General features: G+C 62.9%; 13 protein-coding genes. 10 read left to right on the top strand and 3 right to left on the bottom strand.

Annotation, left to right across the window (positions count from 1 at the left end; translation table 11 throughout):
- Positions 1-71: 71 nt before the first annotated feature.
- Together yfcD and LG385_RS23230 are read right to left on the bottom strand one after the other, a co-directional pair.
- A complete protein-coding gene (gene yfcD, locus LG385_RS23235) occupies positions 72-623 on the bottom strand; it encodes an NUDIX hydrolase YfcD (protein ID WP_225776081.1) in 552 nt (183 codons plus the stop codon).
- The gene (locus LG385_RS23230; RefSeq protein ID WP_225776080.1) at positions 620-1,699 is read right to left on the bottom strand and encodes a DUF2333 family protein; all 1,080 of its coding nucleotides are present in this window, start codon (positions 1,697-1,699) and stop codon (positions 620-622) included. The genes yfcD and LG385_RS23230 overlap by 4 nt, the downstream gene beginning before the upstream one ends.
- Before the next feature lie 238 nt (positions 1,700-1,937).
- Between LG385_RS23230 and LG385_RS23225 the strand changes: the two genes are divergently transcribed.
- From LG385_RS23225 to accC, 4 genes are all read left to right on the top strand, one after another.
- Complete coding sequence (locus LG385_RS23225) at positions 1,938-3,569, top strand: diguanylate cyclase (RefSeq protein ID WP_225776079.1); 1,632 nt, start codon at positions 1,938-1,940, stop codon at positions 3,567-3,569.
- 76 nt (positions 3,570-3,645) lie between these two features.
- Positions 3,646-5,397 (top strand): protein-disulfide reductase DsbD, encoded by a 1,752-nt coding sequence (locus LG385_RS23220; protein WP_225776078.1) that lies wholly within the window; start codon positions 3,646-3,648, stop codon positions 5,395-5,397.
- 445 nt (positions 5,398-5,842) lie between these two features.
- Positions 5,843-6,301 (top strand): acetyl-CoA carboxylase biotin carboxyl carrier protein, encoded by a 459-nt coding sequence (accB, locus tag LG385_RS23215; RefSeq protein WP_181118045.1) that lies wholly within the window; start codon positions 5,843-5,845, stop codon positions 6,299-6,301.
- 17 nt (positions 6,302-6,318) lie between these two features.
- On the top strand, positions 6,319-7,671 hold the full coding sequence (gene accC, locus LG385_RS23210) for an acetyl-CoA carboxylase biotin carboxylase subunit (protein WP_181118043.1): 1,353 nt from the start codon (positions 6,319-6,321) through the stop codon (positions 7,669-7,671).
- Between the two features lie 45 nt (positions 7,672-7,716).
- On the opposite strand, the gene LG385_RS23205 is transcribed toward accC, so the two are convergent.
- A complete protein-coding gene (locus LG385_RS23205; RefSeq protein WP_225776077.1) occupies positions 7,717-11,667 on the bottom strand; it encodes a dermonecrotic toxin domain-containing protein in 3,951 nt (1,316 codons plus the stop codon).
- Positions 11,668-11,836: 169 nt separating this feature from the next.
- On the opposite strand from LG385_RS23205, the gene prmA reads away from it, so the two are divergent.
- From prmA to purD, 6 genes are all read left to right on the top strand, one after another.
- A complete protein-coding gene (gene prmA / locus LG385_RS23200; RefSeq protein ID WP_225776076.1) occupies positions 11,837-12,718 on the top strand; it encodes a 50S ribosomal protein L11 methyltransferase in 882 nt (293 codons plus the stop codon).
- A 53-nt stretch (positions 12,719-12,771) separates the two neighbouring features.
- Positions 12,772-14,022, top strand: coding sequence for a DUF3426 domain-containing protein (locus LG385_RS23195; protein ID WP_225776075.1), 1,251 nt, complete (start codon positions 12,772-12,774; stop codon positions 14,020-14,022).
- Between the two features lie 153 nt (positions 14,023-14,175).
- Entirely contained in the window at positions 14,176-15,189 is a 1,014-nt protein-coding gene (gene dusB / locus LG385_RS23190; RefSeq protein WP_181118035.1) for a tRNA dihydrouridine synthase DusB, read from the top strand.
- Positions 15,186-15,506, top strand: coding sequence for a DNA-binding transcriptional regulator Fis (fis, locus tag LG385_RS23185; protein WP_181118032.1), 321 nt, complete (start codon positions 15,186-15,188; stop codon positions 15,504-15,506). Before dusB ends, fis begins: the two co-directional genes overlap by 4 nt.
- 72 nt (positions 15,507-15,578) lie before the next feature.
- Positions 15,579-17,186 (top strand): bifunctional phosphoribosylaminoimidazolecarboxamide formyltransferase/IMP cyclohydrolase, encoded by a 1,608-nt coding sequence (purH, locus tag LG385_RS23180; protein WP_225776074.1) that lies wholly within the window; start codon positions 15,579-15,581, stop codon positions 17,184-17,186.
- A 159-nt stretch (positions 17,187-17,345) separates the two neighbouring features.
- A complete protein-coding gene (gene purD / locus LG385_RS23175; RefSeq protein WP_225776073.1) occupies positions 17,346-18,635 on the top strand; it encodes a phosphoribosylamine--glycine ligase in 1,290 nt (429 codons plus the stop codon).
- Positions 18,636-18,683 lie beyond the last annotated feature (48 nt).

Raw genomic sequence — 18,683 nt, 5'->3', positions numbered from 1 at the left:
GGCCGAGCAAATTGCAGAAATTCGTCGGCCTGTCGAATCATCTGGCGAACATTGGCTTCTTCACACCCGTGCTAACCGGCAAATCGGGGAAAATAACGGCGCAACGCCTCAAGTGAATCCGGGCACCATGGCTCGTTGGCGCAGCGTTGCGCGAGCTCATCAGGGCTCAGGAAACACACCTGCGCAATCTCCTCGGGCTGAGGCCGCAACGGGCCATCCCACACGGCGGAAAACACCCCACACCAGAGGCGATTGCCCGGTGCATCAAAGAAGAACCGACCGTGTTCCTGTAGCGGTACGTCAGTAATTCCCAGCTCCTCGGCCAATTCACGCTGGGCGGATAACGCATAGCTTTCATCAGCCTGCACCATGCCGCCCGCCGCGGCATCCCAGTACCCTGGGTATACCGCCTTGCTGAGGGTTCGCTGCTGAGCGCACAGCCTGCCCTGGCTGTCGAATACAAGGATGAACGTGCCACGCCCGATCAGGCCGCGCTCACGCAGCGCTGCCCGGGGCAAGCTGCCAAGCAGGCGATCCTGCTCATCCACCCAGGCAATCGACTCCCTGTCCGACGCTGCTCGATGGGCAGCTTCGGACGGAGAATACGGCTCGCCGGTACTCACCCCTGGGACAACAGCTGACGAAGGTCGAGTACCGCAGCGTTGGCGCGGGAAATGTAGTTCGCCATCACCAGCGAATGGTTGGCAAAAATACCGAAGCCGCTGCCGTTGAGCACCACAGGGCTCCACAGCGGCTCTTGCGATGCCTCCAGCTCTCGGATGATCTGGCGCACGCTTACCGTGGCGTTTTTCTTCGCCAGCACGTCGGCGAAGTCCACTTCGATAGCGCGCAGCAGGTGCGACAGTGCCCAGGCCTCACCGCGGGCCTCGTAGAACACATTGTCGATCTGCAGCCATGGCGTTTCCACGAACTGCTCTTCCAGTTGCGGCGCGCTGCCTGGGGCGAAGGTTTCGACCTTGACCGTAGTATCGAGCTTCACTCGGCCAACGCTGGCGGACAAGCGCTGGGACAGTGAACCCAGGCGCGTGGATACATCGCCCAGCCAGTTATTGAGGTTGTCGGCACGTGCATAGAAGAACGCGTTCGGGTTGGGGTCGGTCAGGCGGCGCTGGTAATTGTTCAGCGACTTCAGCCCCTCCTGAAACTCAGACTCGCTCGAAGGCAGCACCCAGCTCTTGTTATCGAAGTTGAACCGCGGCTCGGCGCGGGCGAGATCGCCGTCTTCGGTGGATTGCGACTGCGAGCGGGCGAAATCCTTGCGCAAGGCACGGCTCAGGTCGCGCACCTGCACCAGTACGCCGTATTCCCAGCTGGGCATGTTATCCAGCCACACGCCCGGCGGCAGGCGGTCGTTGGAGAGGTAGCCGCCTGGCTTGGTCAGCAGGGTGCTGGCAACCTTTTCGAGGGTTTCTACAGTGGTATAGCCCACCACCATCTGGCGGTTTTCGCGCTGGATCGCGTCCTGGGCGTTCTGCTGCACCGAGAACAGGTCGGGCTCGCGGCTCCAGTAGATCCCCAGTATCAGCGCCACCAGAAGATAGATCGCGACTAACCCGATCACCGCCCGGCTCAGCAGCAGGCTCGTCCAGTATCCCTTGTGCGCGGGCCCGGCATGGGTCCCGGCTGCGGACGCCGCAGGTGACTCAGGCGTGTTGGTGCGTTTCTTCCAATCGAGCATCGGGCTGTCCTTCAGGCTTTCGGGTCAACGATTCGACCGCGCCGGCTCGCTATGGTGCCGGCTACCGGGCAACCGATTGGGCGGCCACGCCACGGCATGCTCACTATAAGGGAAGCCGTGGTACCAAAGACACCCACCAGATCGCCAGACCAATGGCGGCGGTTTTACGACGTGCGACACGGTTTCAGATCCAAAACGCTGCTAGCATAGAGCCACTACTCTTCCCGATCACCGGTCCATGAGCCCTATAGAACCCGCCAGCGAGCACCCGATGCGCCTGCATTTTGCGCAGCGGGTGGTGCATCAGGCGCGCGACGTTCTGCATTTATGGCAGCGCTCGCAATATCAACTATGGACCCGTCAGGTTCAGGTGCAGCTCGACGATGCCGTGCTCCGCTGGCAGCGTTTTGCGGAACGGTACGAACATGGCCCGCATTTGTCACTGGCAATAGAAGCCCGGGACGCTCTCGCAACGGTAACGCTTGACGGTGGCAGGCTGGACAGCCCATCACTGGGCCGCATCAACGAGATCATGCAGCGGCTGGCAACCACCGGCCTTCGCACGCTGGACGATCCCGCTGCCATGGCCGAACTCCCCCCTGCGCGGCACCCGGTGGCCTTGATGCTCAAGGATGCCGAAGCGAGCCAACGCCTGGCTCGGCAGTTGGAATTCTTCGGTTGCACCGCTCAGGCGCTGGACAGTATTGCCGCCCTGCACTCGAGCTTGCGTGAATACCCACCGGCGGCGATCCTTCTGGACGTGGATTTCAAAGGCACCGGCTCCGGCCTTGAACTGGCGTCGATGCTTCAGGCCGATGCCTACCCCTCGATCCCGCTGGTTTTCCACAGCCCCCTCGCAGCGGATACCCGCACTCGGCTGGCCGCCGTGAAGGCGGGTGGCCGTGCCTTCATCAGTGGGCCGCTCGAAGCCTGGAACGTGCTGGAAACCCTGGAGCCCTTGCTCAACGAGGGCCCATGGCAGCCATTCAGGGTGCTCATCATCGACGACTCGCGGGCCCAGGTGATGCACACCGAGCGCATGCTGAAGAACGTCGGCATGGTCACGCGATGCCTGACCGATCCACTCGACACCATGGCGGCCCTGGCCGATTTTCAGCCTGACCTGATCATTCTCGATATGTACATGCCGGGTTGCACAGGCACCGAGCTGGCGCAGGCAATTCGCCAGAATGAACGCTACGTGAGCGTACCGATCATTTACCTCTCCGCCGAGGGCGACACCGACAAGCAGCTCGATGCCATGAGCGAAGCCGGCGATGACTTCCTCACCAAGCCTATCCGCTCCCGCCAGCTGGTGACGGTAGTGCGCAACCGCGCAGGGCGCGCTCGAAGCCTGCGGGCACGGATGGTGCGCGACAGCCTGACCGGGCTGTACAACCACACTCATATTCTGAGCGAGCTCGAGGATAGTTGCGCCCGGGCCGAGCGCGAGGGCCAGCCTTTGACGTTCGCGATGCTCGACCTGGACCACTTCAAACGCATCAACGATTGCTATGGCCATCCGATGGGTGACCGCGTGATCAAGAGCCTGTCTTTGTTTCTCAAGCAACGCCTGCGCGCGAGTGACCTGATCGGCCGTTACGGCGGAGAGGAGTTCGCTATTGTGATGCCCGGGACCACGGGCCAGGCGGCGCTGGGCGTGCTCGAAGATATTCGGCAACGGTTCGCCGCAATCCAGTACCCCGCCCAGCCTCAGGATATCCGCTGCACGTTCAGCGCGGGGCTGGCAACGATGCAAGCCGGCATGCGGGGGCATTCGCTGGCGTCCCGTGCCGACGCCGCCTTGTATCAGGCCAAGCAGCAGGGCCGAAACCGGGTAGTGGCGGATACCGCTTCAGGTATTTACTGATTTAGTAACATCTGGGGTTCGGCCAGGAATCGCCACATGGTTATCATGCCGCTCGAATTTTCGATTTGAGACTGCCATGCGCCAGTTGCTGTTCGCCCTCCTGTTCATGATCGCCCTGCCCGCGCATGCCGACCTCCTTGGCGGGCGGCCAAACGCGGTACTGGGCAGCCCTGCCACAGGTGGCGAACAGTTCCTGCCAGTGCGTGAAGCCTTCCAGCTCAGCCAGGTAGGCGGCCCTGACGGGGCCATCCGGTTACGCTTTGTCGCGGCAGAGGGGTATTACCTCTATCGGCATAGGCTGCAGTTTCACACCGAACCCGCCGTCAGCCTGGGCGAACCTCGCTTGCCGAGCGGAGAGCGCAAGCACGACGAGTATTTCGGTGACGTGGAGGTCTACCACAATATTCTGGATGTCGACCTCCCTCGCCCCGCCAGCGCCAACGCCCCATTTACGTTGGTAGTGACGTACCAGGGCTGCGCCGACAAAGGCTTGTGCTACCCCCCTGAAACCGAACGGCTGGCCATTCCCGGTGTGGCAAATAGTGCCGCCGAGGCCGCCTCCCCTCGCTCAGGCGGCCAATGGACCTGGCGCGAACTGGCGCTGTTCTTCCTGGCCGGCCTGGGTTTGACCTTCACACCCTGCGTATTGCCGATGCTGCCGATTCTCTCAGGAGTAGTGTTGCGGGGGCAGGTGGGAGGGTTGCGCGGCCTGAGCCTGTCATTGGCCTATGTGCTTCCCATGGCCATCTGCTTCGCCTTGCTGGGCGCGCTGATGGGGCTGTTCGGCGCCAGCCTCAACCTTCAGGCACGGTTGCAGTCCGCATGGGTGCTGGTGCCGTTCTCCGTGTTCTTCGCGGCGTTCGCACTGGCCATGTTCGGCGCCTTCGAGCTACGCCTTCCACGCGGGCTCAGCGACCGCCTTGACCGCCTGGCGGGCCGCGCTCAGGGCGGTTCGCTGCTAGGGGCCGCAGCGCTGGGCGTGCTCTCCAGCCTGCTGGTTTCTCCCTGCGTGTCCGCTCCATTGGCAGGCGCCCTGTTGTATATCAGCACCAGTGGCGACGCGCTGGGCGGGGCTTTGAAACTGCTTGTCCTCGGGCTGGGGATGGGCGCTCCGCTGGTAGTGGTGGGCGCGGGCGGCGCGGCCTGGCTGCCCAAAAGCGGCCCGTGGCTGGTGACCGTGAAGAACGCCATCGGCGTACTGCTGCTAGGCCTGGCAATCGCCATGCTCAGCCGCGTGCTGCCCGGGGCAGCCACCTTGATGCTGGTCGGCATACTCAGCGTTGGTACCGGGCTGTTCCTCGGCGCGTTGAGCTTCGTTCCTCACAAAGGAGCAATTGCGCAACTGCGCCAACTGCTGGGGCTGCTGTGTTTCTGTTATGGCCTTGCCTGCTGGGCCGGCGCGTTTTCCGGCAACGGCGATCTGCTGCGGCCCCTCGCTGGCGCCGCCCCTGTACAACAGGTGGGCACGAAGGAGGACACATGGCAGACCGTTACGCAGGTATCGGACCTTCAACGCGCCTTGGCCGACGCTGTAGCGGCCGGTAGCCCTGCGGTCGTGGACTGGTACGCCGACTGGTGCATAAGCTGCAAGGTGATAGAACGGGAAGTGCTGAGCCAACCCGCAGCCCAAACCAGGCTAGCCAGTTATCGCAAAATCCGCTTTGACATCACCGCCAGCGACCCGGCGCAACGTGCCCTACTCGATCGGTACGGTCTGTTCGGCCCGCCTGTGATCCAGTTCTTCAATGCCGCGGGCAACGAAGTGCTGCCGGCCCGAATAGTCGGTGAAGTCGATCTTGCGGAATTTCTCTCGCGCATCCCCGGATAAAGGCCCGTTGTCACACTCCATGACCGGATTCGGCCCAGTGGTCAAATAAATGTCGGCATTCTCGGCAATCGTGCTGGCAGCTTCGGCAAACTGGACAGCCGGGCGCTGATTGGGCATAGTCGGCCCCGCACATGATTAGAAGAACCTTTGAAAGGGTCTGTCGATGGTGGTATTGCCTGCACGCCTGTCGATGCGCTTCGTGGCCTCGATATTGTGGACGCCATGTTGAGAAGTGACGCGGCGTCGCCGGTGAGCATCCCACACTCTGATGCGCCATTACCGATGCGCGATCAAGGACATACGTATTCGCCTCCCGCGCGCCTATGGCTCGCGGGCGGGCTTGCGGCCAACAGTGCCGATGTCAACCGACCGGGCTGCCAGGCCATTCAGGATCACCTGAACCCTTTTGCCTTAAAACCCCTGACCCATGCGGGAGTTGAAGTTCATGGATATTCGTAAAGTCAAGAAACTGATCGAGCTGCTGGAAGAGTCCGGCATCGACGAGCTGGAAATCAAGGAAGGCGAAGAGTCCGTTCGTATCAGCCGCCACAGCAAGGCACCTGCCCAGCAGTTCTATGCCGCGCCGCCCATGGCAGCCGCTCCCGCTCCGGTAGCCGCTCCGGTAGCCGCCCCAGCAGCCGAAGCAGCTCCTGCCGCGCCAAAGCTCAACGGCACCGTGGCCCGCTCGCCGATGGTCGGCACCTTCTACCGCAAGCCATCGCCGACTTCGCCAAACTTCGCTGAAGTGGGCCAGACCGTGAAAAAGGGCGACACCCTTTGCATCGTCGAAGCCATGAAAATGATGAATCACATCGAAGCCGAGACCAGTGGCGTCATCGAGTCCATCTTGGTGGAAGACGGGCAGCCGGTTGAGTTCGACCAGCCGCTGTTCACCATCGTTTGAACCGCGGAGAGCCTCCGATGTTGGAAAAAGTTCTGATCGCCAACCGCGGCGAGATCGCCCTTCGCATCCTTCGCGCCTGCAAGGAACTGGGGATCAAGACCGTGGCGGTGTACTCGACCGCCGACCGTGAGCTGATGCACCTGGGCCTGGCCGACGAGTCGGTGTGCATCGGGCCCGCGCCCGCGGCAAAGTCCTACCTGCATATCCCGGCGATCATCGCCGCCGCCGAAGTCACAGGCGCCACCGCCATCCACCCGGGCTACGGGTTCCTGGCGGAGAACGCCGACTTTGCCGAGCAAGTCGAGAAATCCGGCTTCGCCTTTATCGGCCCCAAGGCTGACACCATTCGCCTGATGGGCGACAAGGTATCGGCCAAGGACGCCATGAAGCGTGCCGGCGTACCGACCGTGCCAGGCTCCGACGGCCCGCTGCCGGAAGACGAAGCCGAAGCGCTGCGGATCGGCCGCGAAGTGGGTTACCCGGTGATCATCAAGGCGGCAGGCGGCGGCGGTGGCCGCGGCATGCGGGTGGTGCACAAGGAAGAAGACCTGATCTCGTCGGCGAAGCTGACCCGTACCGAAGCCGGTACCGCGTTCGGCAACCCGATGGTCTACCTCGAGAAGTTCCTGACCAACCCACGGCACGTGGAAGTACAGGTACTGTCCGACGGCCAGGGCCATGCCGTGCACCTGGGTGACCGCGACTGCTCGCTGCAGCGCCGCCACCAGAAGGTACTCGAAGAAGCACCGGCACCGGGCATCGACGAGGCCGCGCGCGAGGAAGTACTGGCCCGCTGTGTAAAAGCCTGTATCGAGATCGGATACCGTGGCGCTGGCACCTTCGAGTTCCTGTACGAGGACGGCCGTTTCTACTTCATCGAAATGAACACCCGTGTTCAGGTGGAGCACCCGGTTTCGGAAATGGTCACCGGCATCGACATCGTGAAGGAAATGCTCAGCATTGCCGCAGGCAACAAGCTGTCATTCACCCAGGACGACGTCGTTATCCGTGGCCACTCGCTGGAATGCCGGATCAACGCTGAAGATCCGCGCACGTTCATTCCAAGCCCAGGCACGGTCAAGCACTTCCATGCCCCGGGTGGCAACGGCGTTCGCGTCGATTCCCACCTGTACAGTGGCTATGCTGTGCCGCCGAACTACGACTCGCTGATCGGCAAGCTGATCACCTACGGCAAAGACCGTGACGAAGCCATGGCACGCATGCGCAACGCCCTGGACGAGATCGTGGTGGACGGCATCAAGACCAACATCCCGCTGCACCGGGACCTGACCCGCGACGAAGGCTTCTGCAAGGGTGGCGTGAACATTCACTACCTCGAGCACAAGCTGGCTGAAGAAAAGGCCAGGTAACCGTGAGCCCGCGTGCGCCACTGGCACACGCGGGCCCCATTAGTATCAGCCGTCGAGCAACTCCAGCACGATGCGCGCTTCCTCCCTCCCCTCCTGCGCCGCCACTGTTTGTCTGGCATTGGCGTAGCTGCCGTCTTCCAACTCCTGCCAGCGCCCTTCACGCAGCCGTGACCAGAAGCGCTCAGTCCGTTGCCTCAATGGCTCCTGCCCGACGATCAGCAACTCTCTGTAGGTATCATAAAAAGCCGCGCGCGATTGGTTGCCCAGCCGGTACACGAGCGACCCGCCATCCTTGAGGTCCAGCAGCAAGCCCCCTGTTCCTCCCGCCTCCACTCCCCAAAGCCAGCGCACAGGCTTGGCCAGTACCGCATTGAGCCCCAAAACATGATTAACCTTGGACAGGATGTCGCCCGGCAATGCCAGCCAGTCCCCTCCCATCAGGGTACCCTGTACTGGCCGCGCTGCACTCACGGGCCCCAGGGAAGCAAGCGCCTGGTTGATCGCTTCGTCTATGGGCGCGGCGATCCCATGGTCGATATTCAGCAGTGCGCCGCGCCGCGTGACCGGGTTATACAAGCTGGCGACCACCGACCCCCTGGTTTCCAGGCCTAGCAGATAATTATCTGCACGGGCGGGGTCGAACCCGGCGCCTATGGCTTCTCCGGCTAACGCTACCCGATCGGGCTTGAACGGAACCTGGGCGGGGAACAGCTCCGACACATCGGCAATCACGCCAAGGTGCAAGGGCTCGGCAGCCCTGCCACCAGGCAGCCCCGTACCCGCCTTGTACACCCAACGCCCTTCAGGGCTCAGCTCCACAGGCATCTTGTAATGATTCAAGGGATGACGTGAGTCCACCACCCTGATCACGCCGACGTCTGCATCCACCACCGCCTCGAAATACAGTTCCCCCTGCTTGATGAAGTACTGCGGCCGGGGCTGCGTTTCACCGGCTGCGGCGCGGTAAAGCCCTTGGGTGAGGCCCTGGTCGGCTACCTCGGCCAAACCGGAAGGGGGCGTACGTACCGCCCAGCGAGGATCGAGCCCGGAAACGGCATAGCGACTGCTGTGCGGCCTGACCGGCCACCGGGCCGGCGCTCCTTGGTAAACGCCCGCGTAATCCGGCGTGGGCAGGCGTACCTTATGTGATTTGCGTAACAGGGTTCCCCAGTGCCATCCCACCGGCCCTAGCAGAAACGTCGTGCCTACGAACGCCATGGTGAAAAAGCCTATCGCCTCTTCGGTATCTTCCAGCGTGTAGGCCTGGTAACCCCGACTTACCGAAATGGCGATAAACACCGTGTCGAGTACAAACCCTAGCGGGGGGAGGATCACCCCCAGCGGGCCGGCAGCGAGCTCCACACCTTTGAGTACCTGCTCGAAAATGACTTCGCGGCGGCTTTTAGTGATGTGATCCACGTCGGCAAGCATGCACTCTACCTGGTGATCATACTCAACCTGAAAACCAACCACCGGCTCGCCTGTGCCGGGAGCGTCTGCCGTTGCGCTGCCCCATAGGATATCTCCCAACCGAGTGCGAGCAGCCTTCTGGGTAGCCAGTGGAACACGTTGCAGGTAATACAGCTGCACCTCGGTCGGCAAGCCAGCGCCGAATGCTACCCGGTAGGGCCGGAAGGCGACGCCATCCGGCGCTTCGGGGCAATAGACCAATGCGCCTGCCCCCTCGGTACCGGGCAGGTTCAGCAAATAGACACCGGCAATGCCCCAGCCCCGCAGCGTAACTCGGCGCAACAGCCCCGGCGCGCCTTCAGGCCGTTGCAAGGCCGGTAGCGCGGCGGCAATGGCGGCGTGCTGGGCTTCGTCCAACTGGCCTTTGAGGCGCGCGGCCAGGGCGTCACGCTCCAGCAGCATGGCAGCCCGCCAGGCATATAGCTGGCGGCACCACTGGGGGGCCCCAAGAAACTCAGCGCGGATCCATGCCTCGTATTTGTCGCCCAGGTAAGCGCTGCGCAGATACCGGGCCAGGTCCGCCGCACGGGCTTGGCCCAGGTCCTGGCCAATAGAGGAGTAAACAGGCATTTGGGGATTGTCCAGGCCCCAGTTGTCGTCGTAACCAGTTACCGCCAAGTCCATCAAGCTGGGGCTCTGGGCCTTCGCCGCCTCGCCATAGCCGAACTCAAACACCGCACCTGGCGTGAACCTGAACAGCACTGTCTCCGGATCTACCGAGGCGGTGACCCCGCAATCGGTAAAATAGGGCGCCACGGCCTGGGTGACCGTACGCTTGGCGAAACGTACGAAAGGCTCCGGGTTCGCCCCGCTATGCTCGACTACACCGTGCAACAGGGTAAGCCGCTCGTTCAGACTGTTGAGTGCCTGACGTATCCCCAAAGGCTGTTCGATGTACCAGAGAGGCGCGTGCTGCAGCACAAGCCTGTCCAGCTTGTTGGCGTGATGCAGTTCGACCAACCGCTCGAGAGCGTGCCGGTAGGACAGCGGGCTGGTGCGCAGGTCACGGTTGGCAGCCCATTCGATGGGCTTGAGGATAACCGATGCCAGATAAGCCTCGGCGGCTTCCCGCTGGCGCAGCGGCAGCCGATCGAGCAAGTAAAGCCGGCCCTTTTCTTCCTTCACCCAGCCGCCCAGCTCCTGGGTCAGGGCCCGTACACTGGGCAGGGCTATCCATTCCTGGCCGTCGAACTTGCCCGGGGCGTACAACACCAGCGGCTTGGCGGCGGCCTCATCCGGGTTTTCGAAAACCAGCAGGCTTAACCCCCCCAGGCCTGGCAGTTCGAGTTCCCGGACCGATGGCCCGCTCCCGTCGTCCTGGGCCAGATCCCGCACCGCGACTACCGCTTGGTAGGCCGCCTCGTCCAGATGCCCTTGCATCCGGGCTGCGAGCGCGCTGTGCGTCAGCGCAGCGTCGGCATGGTCGTACGCCAACAAGCGTCGGTCCTCGCTCCGGTAATGGGTGCGCAGTGTTTCGTTGTATTCGACACGCGGGTCACAGGCTTCGAACAACGGGCTCAGGTCCACCGCCAGGGCCTCGGGCCCAAGCGTCTCGGGCAGCTTCACAACGCTGCGCTGGATAGCGTCGTCAGGGGCATAAGGGCCGTTGAACAGCACTTGCGCAAGGGTGGCTATCGCCGTTTCCTGGCCGTAGGGGGTTGAGTACACCGTTTGTATCTTGATCTGCTCAGGATCCACGGCACCTCCATAGTAGGCGCTCAGCTGCCCGGCAATGGCCTGAGTCGACCATGCCAGGCGATCCTCGTCATGGTCGAGCATGGCAAGGCCCGCTTCAAGCTCGCGCAAGCGCTGGGCGAGACGTTCAAGCTGCTGCTTATCCTCGGCGCTGGCAAAACGGAGCCAGTGCGGCAGGTTTCTCGCCACGGCGTCGCCCAGGCGCTCGCTGTCCTCCGGCGGCAGCAAAGTGCTGAGGGTCAGGCTATCGACCAGCGTGTCATGGGCCGTGGCAAGCGCCTCGAGTGCCTCGCAGGCGCTCAGCGGCGGCTGTCGAGTGAACAAGGCGTCAAGCTCGGCTTCCCAGGCGCCAAGCGCGGTTTCGATCAGGCTCAGCAACTGTGAAGCATGTGTTACCTCGTCCGCCGGCGCCAGCAGATGCGCTCGGATAACTGCCTTCCAGAGATCGGGGAGCCCTGGGGCCACAGCTTCAGTCACTTCGACCACAATGCGCCAGCGCTCATTGGAAAGCGCTGGGTAGAGGCTGTCCTCGGCCTGCTCCCCTTCTGCTTCGAGCAACCTCGTACCCAGCGGCGTGCCACTGAGCAGGCGGCGCACTTGTACACGCAGCAACTCCTCGATGAAGCCCTCATCGACGTGCCCCTGCGGGCAATGTACCCGTACCGCCTGTACCAGCAAGCCACGCGCGATCTGGCTGAAGGATGGCAGCCCCTGACTGCGTACACATAGAAGTTGCGCCCACCGCCGCTGGCGCTCGATCAATTCGACAGCGCCCTCGGTGACGCTGGTCTGTGGCGGTGTTCGCAACGTTGCGGATTTTAGCGCGTCCATGGTTCCCCTCCTTGGATTCAAAGGTCGCAAGCTTAGGGAAGGCCCGACCACCATGAGGGTAAATAACGCAGGGCCCCGCCTGCCCGATACCCCAAGGCCGGGCGGGTGCAGTACACTGGCGCGCTTTATTCGCCACGCTGTCGCGCGGCAAGCCCAAAGGAACTCAATCATGCCCTGGCTTCAAGTCCGCCTGGCCATCGGCCCAGAACAGGCCGAAACCTATGAAGATGCCCTGCTGGAAATCGGCGCGGTGTCGGTTACTTTCATGGATGCCGAAGACCAGCCGATTTTCGAGCCAGACCTGAACACCACGCCCTTGTGGAGCCATACCCACCTGTTGGCATTGTTTGAAGCCGATACAGACGCCGACGCGGTGTTTGCGCACCTGCGCCTGCTGACTGGCGACACCCTGCCCGAACACCATGCCGAAGTGATCGAAGACCAGGACTGGGAGCGCAGCTGGATGGACGCCTTCCAGCCCATGCGTTTCGGCCGGCGCCTGTGGATTGTGCCCAGCTGGCACGAAGCGCCGCAGCCCGATGCGGTAAACCTGCTGCTGGACCCAGGGCTGGCGTTTGGCACAGGCACGCACCCCACCACCGCGCTTTGCCTGGAATGGTTGGATGGCCAGGAATTGAGTGGCACCCGAGTGCTGGATTTCGGCTGCGGCTCGGGTATCTTGGCCATCGCAGCGCTGCTGCTTGGCGCCGAATCCGCAACAGGCACCGATATCGACGTGCAGGCGCTGGAAGCTTCTCGGGACAATGCCGGCCGAAACGGCATCCCCGAGCATAAGCTCGCTCTGTATCTTCCTCAGGACCTGCCCGCCTTCGAGGCGGACGTGCTGGTTGCGAACATCTTGGCCGGCCCGTTGGTTTCGCTGGCGCCCGAGCTGGCGTCTCGGGTGCGCCCGGGCGGTTTGCTGGCACTCTCGGGGATTCTTGCCGAACAGGGCGAGGAAGTCGCTGCGGCCTACGCCGGCATGTTCGACCTGGACCCGATCGCAGAGCGCGAGGGCTGGGTGCGTATCAGCGGACGTCGCCGCGCATAGCAGCCCCGTTTTTTCCAACCTAGAATGCTTGCTCGCTCGAACCGGATCCCCGCATGACCGAAAGCTTCGTCACTCAGTGCCCGCATTGCCACACCAGTTTCAAGGTGAGCCACAATCAATTGAGCGTGGCCCGTGGTGCCGTGCGCTGCGGCGCGTGCAAGCAGGTATTCAACGCGGCGCGTCAGTTGCTCGAGCAGCACACCGGGCAACCCAACTTGCCGGGCGTGCCCGCCTCGGTAGCTGCCCTTCCCGCCGAAGCGCCCCGCCAGCCCATGAGCCAGGCGGAGTGGCAGGCCACCAATGCGCACCTTGAGCATCTGGACCTGGACCAGGAGCTGGCCCGGCTGGAGCGCCGTGCCGGCACACCTCGAGCGGGAGACGGCGAGGCACCGGGGCTGAGCGCCCAGCGTGACCAGAGCGAAGACTGGCTCGACGAGCCGTTCGGCAAGCCGTTCGGCGAGCATGGGGATGAGGAACCGGCTACGGCGCCAGCCACCGCACCCGCTAGCGTTCCATCTCTGGGCACACGAGCGGAACCTGTGCTTGGCCTGGACCGCGAGCCGGCGCTGGATGACGACGAGTTTCCTGCTCCACCGGCGCGGCCATCGAAACCGGAGCGTTCGACCTCGAGCGAACGTCAAGCGCTAACGGCCGAACGCGAAGACGCGGCAATGCCTACCTACGATGAGGACGATGAGCCCCATCAGGCCGACCACCCGCCTGCTCGCCGCGGCAAGCGCAACGAGCCGGAGCTGCGTGACGACCGCTTGCTGGACCTGCAAGACGACCCGCTCCAGCTGCAATGGGAAAAACCTCCCCGCTCTCTGGGCAAGCGCCTGCTCTGGGCTGGGCTGGCGTTGCTGGCGGCGCTCGCGCTGCTGGGCCAGTACGTGGTGTTCCATTTCGACGAACTGGCCCGCCAGGACGCCTACCGACCATGGTTTGTGAGCCTTTGCCCGCCACTGGGTTGCACCGTTCCATCGCGCGTGGACATCAGGCTGATCCGCAGCAGCAACCTGGTAGTGCGCAGCCACCCGACCTTCGCCGGAGCCCTGGTGGTGGACGCGATCATCTACAACCGCGCACCTTTCAGCCAGCCGTTCCCGTTGCTGGAGCTGCGCTTCGCCGACCTCAATAACAAACTGATCGCCAGTCGACGGTTCAAACCCTCGGAATACCTCAGTGGGGACCTGGCCGGGCAAAGCGAAATGCCACCACAGATCCCTATTCATATCGCACTCGATATTCTCGACCCGGGCAAGCGCGCCGTGAACTACAGTTTGTCCTTCCATTCTCCGGAGTGAAGCCGGTTATCCGATCGGTCCGGTATAAGCCTGTCACTGCTCAGATTTTATCCAGTTTGACCTTTATCCGGTCATCGAGAGCGGGTATCATGCGATCCCTTTTTCGAACTCCAGGCTTCGTACGAATCCGGCCTTATCACGGGTAACACACCTATGTCGGCGGTACGCATCGGCCCCTACACACTCAGCAATGGCCTGATCCTCGCCCCGATGGCGGGTGTCACCGACCAGCCATTTCGCCAGCTATGCCGGCGGCTGGGCGCGGGCCTCGTGGTATCTGAAATGGTCACTGCGGACATGTCCCTGTGGAACAGCCGCAAGTCCCGCCTGCGCATGGTTCATGCGGGCGACCCGGAGCCACGTTCCGTGCAGATCGCCGGTGGCGACGCGCAGATGCTGGCAGCGGCCGCTCGGGCGAATGTTGAGGCCGGCGCGCAGATCATCGACATCAACATGGGATGCCCGGCGAAAAAGGTATGCAACAAAGCGGCGGGGTCTGCCCTGCTGCGCGACGAGGCCCTGGTGGCGGACATCCTCGAAGCCGTGGTAGCCGCGGTGGATGTGCCGGTCACCTTGAAAATTCGCACCGGCTGGGACCGCGACAACCGCAACGGCCTGACCGTGGCGAAAATCGCCGAGCAGTCGGGTATCGCTGCCCTGGCAGTGCACGGGCGCACACGTGCCGACCTGTACACCGGTGAAGCCGAGTACGACACCATCGCCGCCATCAAGCAGGCGGTGTCCATACCGGTGTTTGCCAATGGCGACATCACCTCGCCAGCCAAGGCAGCCGAGGTGCTCCGGCACACAGGGGCGGACGGCCTGCTGATCGGGCGCGCCGCGCAAGGTCGGCCGTGGATCTTCCGGGAGGTCGAGCATTACCTGCGCACCGGCGAATACCTGCCGGCGCCAAAGCTCGAAGAAGTAGAGCAAATTCTGCTGGATCACCTGGCCGCGCTGCATGCGTTTTATGGTGATGTGATGGGTGTTCGCATCGCCCGTAAGCACGTGGGCTGGTACCTGGCAACGCTGCCCGGCGCCAGGGAGTTCCGCGCCAGCTTCAACTGTTTGGACGATACGGCAGCGCAGTGCGCCAACGTTCGCGAATTCTTCCGCGAACGCTACGAGAGCCTTGTTGCAGAGGACGGAGAAGGGGTGGCCGCATGACGATGATGACCGAGACATTAGTGAGTGGAACAACGCCCGTGAGCGACAACGTCAACCTCAAGCAGCACCTCAACACGCCCTCCGAAGAAGGGCAGACACTACGCGGGAGTGTCGAGAAGGCGCTGCACAATTATTTCGCGCACCTCGAAGGCGCGTCGGTCACCGATGTCTACAACCTCGTGTTGTCCGAAGTCGAAGCCCCTCTGCTCGAAACCGTCATGAACTACGTCAAGGGCAACCAGACCAAGGCCAGCGAAATGCTAGGGCTCAACCGGGGCACCTTGCGCAAGAAGCTGAAGCAGTACGATCTGCTTTAACCAAACGACATTCCGAAAAGGCGACTGCATGCAGCTCGCCTTTTTTGCTAACCGCTCTGAATGGAAACTGAAATGACCGACCAGACCACCCGCCTGCCGATCCGCCGCGCCCTGATCAGCGTGTCCGACAAGACCGGCATCCTGGAGTTTGCCCGCGAGCTCGAAGCCCTTGGTGTGGAAATCCTTTCCACCGGCGGCACCTTCAAGCTGCTGCGTGACAATGGCGTGGCCGCTATCGAGGTAGCGGACTACACCGGTTTCCCCGAGATGATGGACGGCCGGGTGAAAACCCTGCATCCGAAGATCCACGGTGGGATTCTGGGGCGGCGCGGCATGGATGACGCAGTCATGGCCGAACACGCTATTCGCCCGATCGATCTGGTAGCGGTCAACCTTTATCCGTTCGAAGCCACGGTGGCCAAACCAGGTTGCGACCTGGCGACTGCCGTCGAAAACATCGACATCGGCGGGCCAACCATGGTCCGTTCCGCCGCGAAAAACCACAAAGACGTAGCGATCGTGGTCAATGCCAGCGATTACGCCTCTGTGATTGAAAGCCTGAAGGCCGGCGGCCTCACTTACGCTCAGCGTTTCGACCTGATGCTCAAGGCCTTCGAACACACCTCGGCCTACGACGGCATGATCGCCAACTATTTCGGCACCCTCGACCAGCAGGCCGAAACGCTGTCCACCGAATCCCGTGGCGAGTTCCCACGCACGTTCAACAGCCAGTTCATCAAGGCGCAGGGCATGCGGTACGGCGAAAACCCGCACCAGAGTGCCGCATTCTACGTCGAGGCCAAGCCGGCCGAAGCCGGGATCGCTACGGCGGTTCAGTTGCAAGGCAAGGAACTGTCCTACAACAACGTGGCAGACACAGACGCCGCGTTGGAATGCGTGAAAAGCTTCACCAAGCCGGCCTGCGTGATCGTCAAGCACGCCAACCCCTGTGGGGTGGCCGTTTGCCCTGACGCCGAAGGCGGCATTCGTCAGGCCTACGAGCTGGCCTACGCTACCGATAGCGAATCGGCTTTCGGCGGCATCATCGCCTTCAACCGCGAACTGGACGCCGCCACCGCCCAGGCGATTGTCGAGCGCCAGTTCGTCGAAGTGATCATCGCGCCAAGCGTGAGCGACGAAGCCCGCGCTGTAGTGGCTGCCAAAGCCAACGTGCGCCTGCTGGCCTGTGGTCAGTGGCCAGCCGAGCGTTCTTCCGGCTGGGATTTCAAGCGGGTGAACGGCGGCTTGCTGGTACAAAGCCGAGACATCGGCATGATCAGCGCCGATGACCTGAAAGTGGTCACCCGTCGGGCGCCGACCGAGCAGGAAATCCACGACCTGATCTTCGCCTGGAAAGTGGCCAAGTTCGTCAAATCCAACGCCATCGTTTACGCCCGCAATCGTCAGACCATTGGTGTAGGCGCCGGCCAGATGAGCCGCGTGAACTCCGCCCGCATCGCAGCCATCAAGGCCGAACACGCCGGGCTGCCGGTGGAAGGTGCGGTCATGGCCTCCGATGCGTTCTTCCCCTTCCGTGATGGTATCGACAACGCCGCCAAGGTAGGCATCCGCGCGGTGATCCAGCCTGGCGGTTCGATGCGCGACGCCGAGGTGATCGCCGCCGCCGATGAAGCCGGTATTGCGATGGTATTCACCGGTATGCGCCATTTCAGGCATTGAAGCTTCAAGCGTCAAGCTGTAAGCGGCAAGGAAGGGCGCAGCGTCGCTCTTTCAGCCGCGGCTCCCTTTTTTAATTACTGCAGGTCAGGTTAGGCGCTGAACGGCTTTTGCTGTTTCTTGCAGCTTACGGCTTGCGGCTTTCTCCGAAGGAGATCTTGAATGAAGGTTTTGATCATCGGCAGTGGCGGGCGTGAGCATGCGCTGGCCTGGAAGGTCGCGCAGGATCCGCGCGTTGAAAAGGTATTCGTGGCCCCGGGCAATGCCGGTACCGCGACCGAAGCCAAGTGCGAGAACGTGGCGATCGACGTACTGGCGCTCGAGCAACTGGCTGACTTCGCCGCGCAGAACGTGCAACTGACCATCGTCGGCCCCGAGGCGCCACTGGTGGCCGGTGTGGTCGACCTGTTCCGCGAACGTGGCCTGGATTGCTTCGGCCCTACCGCCGGTGCCGCGCAGCTAGAAGGCTCCAAGGCCTTCACCAAGGACTTCCTCGCCCGTCACAACATCCCCACCGCCGCCTACCAGAACTTTACCGAGATCGCGCCCGCGCTGGCCTACCTGCGTGAGCAAGGCGCGCCCATCGTGATCAAGGCCGATGGCCTGGCTGCCGGCAAAGGCGTGATCGTGGCGATGACCCTGGAAGAAGCCGAAGCGGCCGTGCGCGACATGCTGGCCGGTAACGCTTTCGGCGACGCCGGTTCGCGTGTGGTGATCGAGGAGTTCCTGGAGGGCGAGGAAGCAAGCTTTATCGTGATGGTCGATGGCCAGAACGTGCTGCCGATGGCGACCAGCCAGGACCATAAACGCGTGGGTGACGGCGATACCGGCCCGAACACCGGCGGCATGGGGGCTTACTCCCCGGCACCGGTTGTGACTGACGACGTTCATCAGCGTGTGATGGACCAGGTGATCTGGCCCACCGTGCGCGGCATGGCCGACGAAGGCAACACCTACACCGGCTTCCTCTATGCGGGGCTGATGATCGACACTGCGGGTAACCCCAAGGTCATCGAGTTCAACTGCCGCTTCGGCGACCCGGAAACCCAACCGATAATGCTGCGCCTGCAGTCCAGCCTGATTCTGCTGGTCGAAGCCGCGCTGGCCAAGGCGTTGAACAAGATCGAAGCCCAGTGGGACCCGCGCCCCAGCCTCGGCGTGGTGCTGGCAGCCGGTGGCTACCCGGGCGACTACGCCAAGGGCGACGTGATCAGCGGCCTGGCCGTGGCGGCCAGCCTGCCCGGCAAGGTGTTCCATGCGGGTACTGCGCTGGTCGACGGTGACGTCGTGACGGCAGGCGGCAGGGTGCTATGCGCCACCGCGCTGGGCGATACGGTAGGTGAGGCACAGGCACAGGCCTATGCCCTGGCCCGCAAGATCGAATGGAACGGCGGCTTCTATCGCAACGATATCGGCTACCGCGCCATCGCCCGGGAGCGCGGCGAAGGCTGACCGCCTGTCACCGTAAAAAGTGCCCCGTTACCTCGGTTTCGGGGCACA

This window comes from Pseudomonas sp. Marseille-Q5115, assembly GCF_916618905.1.
In the GTDB taxonomy this organism is placed as follows: domain Bacteria; phylum Pseudomonadota; class Gammaproteobacteria; order Pseudomonadales; family Pseudomonadaceae; genus Aquipseudomonas; species Aquipseudomonas japonica_A.
The sequence above is the reverse complement of the archived record's forward strand: the minus strand, read 5'-3'. Positions and strand labels throughout refer to the sequence as shown.